This window comes from Nitrobacter sp. Nb-311A (assembly GCF_000152905.1).
In the GTDB taxonomy this organism is placed as follows: domain Bacteria; phylum Pseudomonadota; class Alphaproteobacteria; order Rhizobiales; family Xanthobacteraceae; genus Nitrobacter.
This window is the reverse complement of record NZ_AAMY01000035.1, coordinates 19,034-28,785: the sequence shown is the minus strand read 5'-3', so window position 1 is coordinate 28,785 and position 9,752 is coordinate 19,034. Positions and strand designations below refer to the sequence as shown.

Annotated in this window: 8 protein-coding genes, 1 pseudogene and 1 other annotated feature; of the genes and pseudogenes, 1 reads left to right on the top strand and 8 read right to left on the bottom strand. The window is 55.6% G+C overall.

Annotation, left to right across the window (positions count from 1 at the left end; all coding sequences use genetic code 11):
- Positions 1–14 precede the first annotated feature (14 nt).
- The 7 genes and pseudogenes from NB311A_RS07935 to NB311A_RS07910 all read right to left on the bottom strand — a co-directional run bounded on the left by NB311A_RS07935 (position 15) and on the right by NB311A_RS07910 (position 6,992).
- Entirely contained in the window at positions 15–1,547 is a 1,533-nt protein-coding gene (locus tag NB311A_RS07935; RefSeq protein ID WP_009797884.1) for an IS66-like element ISNisp6 family transposase, read from the bottom strand.
- Between the two features lie 70 nt (positions 1,548–1,617).
- On the bottom strand, positions 1,618–1,974 hold the full coding sequence (tnpB, locus tag NB311A_RS07930) for an IS66 family insertion sequence element accessory protein TnpB (RefSeq protein WP_040674336.1): 357 nt from the start codon (positions 1,972–1,974) through the stop codon (positions 1,618–1,620).
- Positions 1,971–2,411 (bottom strand): transposase, encoded by a 441-nt coding sequence (locus NB311A_RS07925; protein ID WP_009797898.1) that lies wholly within the window; start codon positions 2,409–2,411, stop codon positions 1,971–1,973. Before NB311A_RS07925 ends, tnpB begins: the two co-directional genes overlap by 4 nt.
- Before the next feature lie 417 nt (positions 2,412–2,828).
- Positions 2,829–3,092: pseudogene (locus NB311A_RS07920) on the bottom strand (transposase); the annotation flags it as partial.
- Positions 3,093–3,210: 118 nt separating this feature from the next.
- Positions 3,211–4,380 carry a glycosyltransferase family 4 protein gene (locus NB311A_RS20305; RefSeq protein ID WP_083780412.1) on the bottom strand — a complete coding sequence of 390 codons (1,170 nt, stop codon included), beginning with the start codon at positions 4,378–4,380 and terminating at the stop codon, positions 3,211–3,213.
- Positions 4,377–5,381: a UDP-glucose 4-epimerase GalE gene (gene galE / locus NB311A_RS07915; RefSeq protein ID WP_040674408.1), complete on the bottom strand. Its 1,005-nt coding sequence runs from the start codon at positions 5,379–5,381 to the stop codon at positions 4,377–4,379. The genes NB311A_RS20305 and galE overlap by 4 nt, the downstream gene beginning before the upstream one ends.
- A gap of 63 nt (positions 5,382–5,444) precedes the next feature.
- Positions 5,445–6,992 carry a hypothetical protein gene (locus NB311A_RS07910; protein ID WP_131522893.1) on the bottom strand — a complete coding sequence of 516 codons (1,548 nt, stop codon included), beginning with the start codon at positions 6,990–6,992 and terminating at the stop codon, positions 5,445–5,447.
- Between NB311A_RS07910 and NB311A_RS07900 the strand changes: the two genes are divergently transcribed.
- A protein-coding gene (locus tag NB311A_RS07900; protein ID WP_086008680.1) for an IS3 family transposase occupies positions 6,970–8,201 on the top strand; the annotation gives its coding sequence in 2 pieces (ribosomal slippage) (positions 6,970–7,261 and positions 7,261–8,201; 1,233 coding nt in all). The two genes, NB311A_RS07910 and NB311A_RS07900, sit on opposite strands and share 23 nt — an antisense overlap.
- Positions 7,254–7,370, top strand: a sequence feature (AL1L pseudoknot). (Overlaps the previous gene by 117 nt.)
- On the opposite strand, the gene NB311A_RS21550 is transcribed toward NB311A_RS07900, so the two are convergent.
- Positions 8,165–9,466, bottom strand: coding sequence for a hypothetical protein (locus NB311A_RS21550; RefSeq protein ID WP_131522892.1), 1,302 nt, complete (start codon positions 9,464–9,466; stop codon positions 8,165–8,167). The two genes, NB311A_RS07900 and NB311A_RS21550, sit on opposite strands and share 37 nt — an antisense overlap.
- Between the last annotated feature and the right edge of the window lie 286 nt (positions 9,467–9,752).

The window sequence follows — 9,752 nt, the reverse complement described above, 5'->3', positions numbered from 1 at the left end:
CGTAAGCGGTGTTTTCAGGCCACTTCCCTGGTATCCAGCGCAGCGGTATAGGCCCAAGGCAGCAGGTCGTTGATCTGGCTGTTGGGATGGCCGTTGACGATCCTGGTGATGACGTCGGCCAGATAGTTATGCGGTTCGATGCTGCAAAGCTTGCAGGTCTCGATCAGCGAGGCGATGACGGCCCAGTGCTCGCCGCCGCCGTCGGAGCCGGCGAACAACGCGTTTTTGCGGTTGAGCGCAATCGGTCGGATTGAGCGTTCGACGATGTTGCTATCGATCTCGATGCGGCCGTCATTGAGGTATCGCGTGAGCCCCTCCCAGCGCGACAGCGCGTAGCGGATCGCCTCGGCGAGTTTGGTCTTCTGGCTGATCAGGTCGAGCTTGGCACGCAGCCAGGGTTCGAGGGCTTCCAGAATGGGGCGGCTCTTCTCCTGCCGAAGCGCGCGCCGCTCATCGGCGCAGCGGCCCCGGCATTGGGTCTCGACGGCATAGAGATCGACAATGCGTTTGAGCGCCTCGCTGGCGATCGGCGCCGGACCGGCGACGGCAAGCTCGTAGAAGCGCCGGCGCACGTGGGCCCAGCAGAACGCGAGCCGCACGTCGCCGCGTTCGGCGAGGGCGCGATAGCCGGCATAGCCGTCTACCTGCAGGATGCCGGTGAAGCCGGCGAGATGAGCGATCGGCCGCTCCGCCTTGCGGTCGGGCGCATAGAGGTAAGCTACGCCCGGCGGATCGGCCCCGCCCCAAGGGCGATCATCGCGTGCGTAGGCCCAGAGCTGGCCGATCTTGGTCCGCCCGCGGCCGGGATCGAGCACCGGCGCCGTGGTCTCGTCGGCGAACAGCTTGGTCGAGGTCTTCAAAGTAGCGAGCAGGCGCTCATGCACCGGCCGCAGCAACCAGGCGGCGCGGCCGACCCAGTCGGCCAATGTCGAGCGGTCGAGTATGATGCCCTGCCGGGCGTAGATCTGGGATTGGCGGTAGAGCGGCAAGTGATCGGCGTATTTGGAGACGAGGACCTGCGCCACTGTCGCTTCGGTCGGCAATCCGCCCTCGATCAGCCGTGCCGGCGCCGGAGCCTGCACCACCACCTCTTCGCAGGCCCGACAGGCATACTTCGGCCGGCGCACGACGAGCACGCGCAGCTGCGCGGGGATCATGTCGAGTCTCTCGCTCCGGTCTTCGCCAATCCGATGCAGCGCGTTACGACAGCATGGACAGCTGTGGTCCTCGATATCGGCCACCATCTCGATGCGCGGCAGATGTGCCGGAAGCGATCCGCGGTTCATGCGGTGCCTGACGGCATGACGTGCTCGCTCGGCCGGAGCGACCGCTTCACCTGCCGCCTCGCTGCTCGCAGCAGCCTGCTCGACCTCTTCGAGCCCGAGCAGAAGTTGATCTTCCGGCAGCGTCTCGGCGCGCCGGCCAAAGCGATGGCGGCGCAACTCCCTGATGATTTGTTCCAACCGTTCGGCGCGTGCCCGTTCCGCCAGCAGCATCGCCTTCAGCGTACCGGGATCATCGGGAAGCGCGTCTGCCAGAGCCGTCATGGAAGCAATTAAATCACGAGCCTCAATGCGTCGCGAGCGATCCGATGAAGATGATTCACTGTGTCGCAGATCAACTGGCCTGCGTCGGCACCGTCGTCTCGCGCGCGACGTGGACACGGCGCCAGTCGAGACCTTCCAATAACGCCGAGAGCTGCGCCGCAGTCAAATGCATGACGCCGTCCTGTACATTGGGCCAGCGGAATGCGCCATCTTCGAGCCGCTTGGCAAACAGGCAGACACCAGTGCCATCCCAGAAGATCAGCTTCACACGGTCCGCCCGCTTGGCGCGGAACACGTAGACAGCACCGGAGAACGGATCGGTCTTCATCCCGTCTCGCACCAGAGCCGCGAGACCCTCGGCACCCTTCCGGAAGTCGACCGGCTTGGTCGCCATCATAACCCGAACTGCGCCGGTCGGACCGATCACGCGCTGGCCTTTAGCGCGCGGATCACCGCCGTGACCGTCCTGGCGTCGGCACCGCGGCCGACGCGCACCGTCACGCTGCCAATCTCAACCTCGATGATTCCAGCAACACGATCCTCATCGAGCGCACGGTTGCGACCGCGGCGGCGAACCGCGCGCTCCGGCAATGTAGCTTCCACGAGCGCCGGAACAAAAAGCGGCCCTGACGTCTCGGTGCTCGCCGATGCAGGCTGCCGTGCTTGACGGCGCCAGCCGAACAACTGTTGCGGCGATAACCCATGACGGCGCGCAATCTCCGAAACTACAGCGCCCGGAACAAGTGTCTCTTCGATGATGCGGGCCTTGTCATCATCCGAGAACCGGCGCCGACGCCCAGTGCCCGTGATCACCTCAAGCCGGTGCAAATCCTGCGGCTTAAGCGTATGGTCAAGCGTAGACACAAGCCGATCTCCCCTTCAGAGATCTTCACCATCGCTGATCAGCAACGTCAGAAAAAGGTGGGGCCACCACAGCGCTTACCAAGGTTGTTGTCGCTTTCGCCAACAAAATCGCTCGGATGGCGTGGGCCGTGCTCACGCGGCCGGGCAATCTTTATGAGCGCGTTGATCCGGCCCGGGCTTGATCATCGCGTTCTCGTCAGGTTGCGGGGTCAAGGAGTGATGTCGGAACAGTCCATCCGCTGGTTGTAAGCCCTGTCAAAAAACGGGCATCATGGCCCGTACGATTTATTGGGAACAACCGGCGCGCATCTCATCATGGCCTGGCTGCAACAGCAGCTCACTCGCGAGAGGCCGGATACATTTACGCAAACTGCGCCCGACAGAAATCCAAATCCCTTGCAACGCCGGGGCGGACCATACATTTTTTGAGGTGACATCCTTCAGAATCGCATTGTCGAGCATCTGCTCGGCCAAGAGCTTCTTCAGCCGGGCATTCTCGTCCTCCAGCGCCTTCAGGCGACGGGCGTCGGACACATCCATCCCGCCGAACTTCGCCTTGAACTTGTAGAAGGTCGCAGCCGAGATACCATGCTTGCGGCAGACCTCCGTCGTCTTCGCTCCGGCTTCCTGCTCCTTCAGCATCCCGATGATCTGTTCCTCAGTGAACCGCGAGGCGCGCATCGTCCGTCTCCGTGATCGACGGACTCTACCCAATTCTGGAGGAAGTTCAGGGTCTCAGGTCAAAATCAGATCCAAAGCGGGCGGCGTGATAAGACTACGCCTCCGCGCAACAAGCTTCTCATACAGATTCGTGGAATTTTGTTACAGCCGCCTTATAAGTCTGTAATGCGCTAACTGCCATTTTTGCGGGTTCATAATTTATACATTGCGCACGTGCTGACGCACCAAGTTTTGCAGCAATTTCTGGATGCTCTAGAAGCATTCGGATTGCCGCCGTAAGGGCTTGTACATCTTCACTGGGGAATAGAATTCCTGACCGACCAGAATCAATCATCTCCGGTATTCCACCGACTCCAGACGAAATAATTGGACATCCAAATGACATCGCCTCTAAAATCGAATATGGTTGTACTTCGCTGCGCGATGCACAGATTGTTACGAAGTGCGACACTCTAAGCTCTGCTAAACTGTCGCGCGGTAGCGGTCCAAGAAAACGGAATTTGCGAATCGCCTTTTCGGACAACATTTGTACCGCGAATTGGCTGATCGTCTGGCCTTCGATGCCGCAATCTGGACCGACAAAGGTCAACGATGTCTCTGGGTGCGTTTCTGCAACCTTAGCAAAAGCGCGAAAGATGAGATCGGCGCCTTTCAACAAGTCGAACCGACCGACAAAAAGAAGCGAATGCTTTTTGCAAGAATCCACGCTCCACCTTTCCGTTGGAACGTCGATAGGATTGGAAAAAACTCTATACGTGATCTTGGATCCATATCTTTTAGAGACGGCATTCCCAATGTTCCGTGAGGGCGAGGATATGACCTGCGCCGAGCGAAGTGCTCGGCCTTCCAAGTATTCACGTATAGCATCATAGACAGGACGGCGTTCAGTTTTGCTCAGGAACCAAGGCCCATGAAGCCGAACAACAATTGGCAGCCGCTTCGTCTCAGAAAGCGCCAGGCTCAAGCCAAAAGAATTCTCTATCTCGAGGACTTCCAGCCCGGATGTTCTTTTAAGTTCGGTAATCGCCTTAACTATCAGTTCGGTCCTCTCACACCAGCTTGCTCTGTCGGGCGCAAGCCTGAAAATCAACCGTCGCCAAAGGGACCGAGGCCGTTGATATCGCTTTAAATCAATGGTGCCTACCTCAGTAATCGAGGCGTTCGCAGTAAGAATATAGACTTCGTGGCCTTGCCTTCGGAGTTCTCGAACCATGTAGTTTGCATACGTAACGATTCCGTTTGCCAAATTGCCAGGCGGCCACGATGGGACGAGCATTGCAATCTTCATGAAGTAGTTCTACCGCTTTTAAATCTGTTGAGAGATTTGATTTCCCAAGCCAGCGCATGCTCGGTGATGATATCGATATTATCGTACCGTGGCGTCCAATCCAGAACTGTGCGGATGCGGCTTGTGTCTGCGATCAGGGTCATTATATCGCCGAGCCGACGGTTCGCCACCTTAACCGCAAACTTGCATCTCGAAATGCGCTGAACTGTCTCGATAATTTCCAGCACGGAGTAACCGCGGCCATAGCCGCAATTTAGAACAGTAGATTGGCCTCCTTTTCGCAGATAGGACAGTGCGGCAAGATGCGCCTGTGCCAAATCGCTGACATGGATAAAATCTCGAATGCAACTTCCGTCGGGCGTCGAATAATCGATTCCAAACACGTCCACTCTGTCACGTTGTTCCGTTGCTGCTTCAACTGCAATCTTGAATAGATGCGTAGCACCGGCTGTCGCTAAACCGGTCCGTGCTGATGGATCTGCTCCCGCAACATTAAAGTATCGCAACACAACGTAGTTCAAGTCATGGGCAACAGCGACATCATGTAAAAGCTGTTCTGCCATCATTTTCGACGAGCCGTACGGGGACAACGGGCGCATCGTCGCATTCTCAGCAACAGGCACATGATCCGGATTCCCGTACACGGCAGCAGTTGACGAAAAGATCAACCGAGTGACACCACACTTCACCGCAACACGCAGTAAATTACACGTTACCGCTGTATTATTACTGTAGTAAGCAAGTGGATCTCGCATCGAGTCGGAAACAACGACGGAAGCTGCAAAATGGAAAATACACTCAACTCCGCATGAATTTATGACAGATTCTACGAAGTTTTCGTCGCCGATATTGCCCTTAAATAGAGAAACGCCATCGGGCAAAAGATATGGAAAGCCGGTCGACAGATCGTCAATCACGACAACCGTTTCGCCACTTTCAACTAATGCAAGAACGGTATGACTCCCGATGTACCCCGCTCCTCCGGTGACGAGCACTGTCATTCGCATTCAATCTGGTCGATGCGGTCCATTTTCACTCAACGACAACTATTTGCCAAGTGAGAGCTAATCAAGGCTTCTGTTCCTCTCGCCAGCTTTCTGCCATAGTACATCAACATCATCCCATTCGGTATTTTCAAATCCGTAACTCGTAGGGAAGATGTGTCCCCAACGTAAACCATTAGCTATATACTCAGCAGGCATCGCGGAACCACTCCCAAATTGGTTGAAGAACGTCAACAGCGCTGTCGACCAGGACTGGCTACGTTTCACCGCGAATAAGAACATCTGTTCCGGAGCAAACGCGACAAATTGCGCAAAGGACAGTTTGACGGTCGTGTTATTAGATAGAACAATTGTTGTACCGGATAACGAGACAATTCTCGTCAACGGAGGAATGCCATAGCCGAGAATGAAGTACCCCGGTGCCAAGGCTGCCAAATAGCTAGCGCTAACACCGACTACGAGATTGGACTTTCCATCGATTGCACCACCAGCGAAGGGTAGCGCTCCCGAAACACTGCCACCAGCACTAACGACAGTTACGCTACGGTCCCAGCCACCCTCGTACATAATTGCAATTCTGTTATACGACTTCATCTTGGCCACATAGGCGGGTAACAACGTCAACCTATAGCGATCGACGGTCTCGCTGCCGCCTAACGTTTGATCGACAATCCCTTTTACATAGCCAGCGCAGGCAATCTCCTGACCATCTAGATCGTGAATGTTTGCCAGCCAGTCTGCAACCTGTTTTGCTAGATACGCTGAGTCAAATGACTTACTTGGTACAAAATAACCGGCGAACGCAAAATAATCATGATGAGCCATGGGCGCGACGGTGGGGCCCCACACATTTGAGGGGTCGTTATGATAAAATTTCGTGCCGTCAATACGCGCCAGGTTGAGTCCCGAAACACCAAGAGTACCTTGCCCAGCGAGCACAAAGCTGAGCCTTTCGCTATTATGGGCGGACCCTTTTATGTCTTCAACGTTGATGACAGAACGAAGTGCAACCATGCTCGCATAATCGGAAACGCCTGCGCTCGGCCACCGCAAGAAGCCTCGGTACGCACAGTAGAAAGTTTGAGAAAATCCTGAGCCTGCTGAATTCCAAGTTTCATTGCTGAATTCAATGAATAGTCGCGCGCTTTTCGCTAGTCCTGGGAAGCCATGCGCTCCATTTAGGACAACATTGACAGCCTGAATTCCCCAACTCTCTTCAACTGTGTAGTCCGGATCCATAGAGCACAATCCCATATGAGGGATATTCATCCACATATGGATCGGATGCGACGGATGCATTGCGTTCAATTCATTGATGAGCGCGGTACAGATTTCAATCGGCACGTCTCCATTATGCCCATTGTTCGAACCGGCGTCATTGAACATCCAAACGCCAAAAACATGATTTCCATGGCCATCAGTTTGAGCTGAAATCGTCTTGTCGAACACAAACGTCTTGTAATCGCCTGCGGCTATATATGCATTGCCAAAAGTCGATGCTGGAGCGGTTGGAATTGGAAACGTCACGGGATAAGTGAACCGCCCCGGGTTTGCCGGAGGCTCCAACTCCTGAGAGGATGGAGCCATGACAAGCAAGACGACGAACAAGTTTTCACCGGAGGTTCGGGCCCGAGCGGTTCGAATGGTTTTGGATCACGGCAGCGAGTATCCGTCCCGCTGGGCTGCGATTGAGGCGATAGCCCCCAAGATTGGCTGTTCCGGCCATACCCTGCTGGAATGGGTGAAGAAGGCGGAGATCGACAGCGGCAAGCGAGCAGGCGTCCCAACGGACGTGGCGGAGAAGCTGAAGGCGCTTGAGCGTGAGAACCGCGAGCTTCGGCAAGCCAATGAGATTCTGCGCAAGGCAAGCGCTTATTTTGCGACGGCGGAGCTCGACCGCCGGTCCAAGCCATGATCGCCTTCATCGACGATCATCGCGCGGCGCATGGGGTCGAGCCGATCTGCAAGGTTCTGTCGATCGCCCCCTCGACCTATCATGCCCATGTCGCCAAACGGCGTGATCCCGCCAAGCTGTCGGCGCGCGCCAGGCAGGATGTCATCCTGAAGATCGAGGTCCGGCGCGTCTTCGATGAGAACTTCCGCGTCTATGGCGTGCGCAAGATCTGGCGGCAACTCAAGCGCGAAGGCTTCGATATCGCCCGTTGTACGGTGTCACGATTGATGCGGACCATGGGCTTGCACGGTGTTATCCGCGGCAAGTCGGTCAGGACCACGATCGGCGACAAGGCGGCGCCATGCCCGCTGGATCACGTCAACCGCCAGTTCAAGGCGTCGAGGCCGAATGCGCTTTGGCTCTCCGACTTCACCTATGTTGCCACCTGGACCGGCTTCATCTATGTCGCCTTCGTCATCGACGCCTATGCCCGCAGGATCGTCGGCTGGCGGGCATCACGTTCGGCGCACGCCGGCTTCGTGCTCGATGCGCTGGAGCAAGCCCTGCACGATCGACGGCCGGTCCATCGCGGCGGGCTCGTACACCACAGCGACAGAGGAAGTCAGTACGTATCCATCAAGTACACCGAGCGCCTGGCTGAAGCTGGCATCGAGCCGTCTGTCGGCAGTGTCGGCGATTCCTACGATAATGCTCTCGCCGAAACCATCAACGGCCTCTACAAAGCTGAGGTGATCCACCGACGCGGACCGTGGCGTAGCTTCGAGGCCGTCGAGTTCGCAACGCTGGAATGGGTCGATTGGTTCAACAACCGACGGCTCTTGGAGCCCATCGGAAACATCCCGCCCGCCGAAGCCGAGCAACGCTACTACGCCATGCTGGAACAATCGGCCATGGCGGCATAACTTAAACCAAACGGCCTCCGGCAAACCCGGGGCGGTTCATAAGCACCTCTTCCCCCAACGTTAAGGGTAATGAATTGGTTCGCTTTTGCAGATCCCCTGAACGGCCCGAATGCCGTTGTGTCAACCCCGATGGAATAGCTATTCTCGTCGATCACGGTAATGGTGCATGGAGAAAGATTCAGTTCTGGCATTACTCCGGCTGCTAATTGATGTGCGATCACATCGCCTGTTGCGAAACCATGAGCTAAAGCTGAAACTCTTCCTGGATTTGAATTTGTAATAGTAATTACATTTTTCGACCCGCTCCGGGCCATACCCGATCCGATCCGACAGGTTACGATTTCTCCCTGCGTTGGACGAGAGGGCATGCCATCAACAGGAGCGAGAGAGTACTGGTTTATTCCCGCGGTCTCGCCATAGGGCAAAGAAACTGCCCAATTCGAATTTCCACCGCCTCCGGCTCCACCCCACGCAGCATAGGAAGGAAGTGTTCTCGAACTAAAGGTCGTTTGTCGGCAGTTATTACCGCCAACCCAATCCATGAAACGAATGGCACTCGGACAGAGATCGACGATAGCTTGCTTATAGGCTGTTCGAAAAATCCTACCTGCCTGGAGATCGGCTTCATCCTCGAGTCGGTAGAATTGCAAATTGTGCAGAAGCGCGCCGGTATTATGAGGATCGGTAGCATATACTATAATGCTGAAGAGCTGCGCAGGCCCAGAAAAACTCAAGACGATATAAGTATCCGAACCTAACGTCGTTCTCCATCTATCCGAACCCGCTTGAGTCGCATTTGTACTTCTGCGGGCAATATAGGTCCACGAACCGGAGTGCAAAGGTAACTTAACCTCACCATTTCCCTTCCATCTCAAGATGTAGTATTGGTTGCTTCCAGGTTCTCCGTAGTGGAATGATGCTGGGATGCGAATACCGCCTCCGAACGGCCTATTTTCAGAAACCTTAATGCTTCGATTTGGATACCCATCACTGCCTATAGATTGTAGCCAAATCTGACCAGCGCTCCAGGCGCGGCCAACTGGCCCGAATTGCTCGGCGGCCAAGAAATGATCGATAAAACGATAATCATTAGCACCGGCAGCAAAACCTATATTAAGAACTGAGCGCTGCGACGGTTCGCCACCTGCCGGGCTGTTGGCCGACGGCTCCGACAGGGGCACAGGCGTTGCCGCCTCTGCACCTCTCGGCAACATCCCCGAAAGCAGGGCAACATTAATGCTTTGTAGGAACGTTCTACGATCCATTTCTATAGTACCGTCTGTTGACAATCATTGAGTGCTCGACGCGATGTAGCATTGTACCGGATAATAAGAGAGTTGGCTATTTTGAGATCGCGTCATCGTAGTTTGAGATCGGAACCTCTTCCGCTTCGGCTTCAATATGGATTTCAAGAATAAATCGCAGCCGTCAGTACCTCGTTGATGGGCCTTTTCGTGAAATCAAGAGTTTCTCCTAAGACCCATTCCAGCGCTGAGCTGGAGCCTACACTGCTAGCATCGCGGCGTTTACTAATACCGCACCCCTCATATG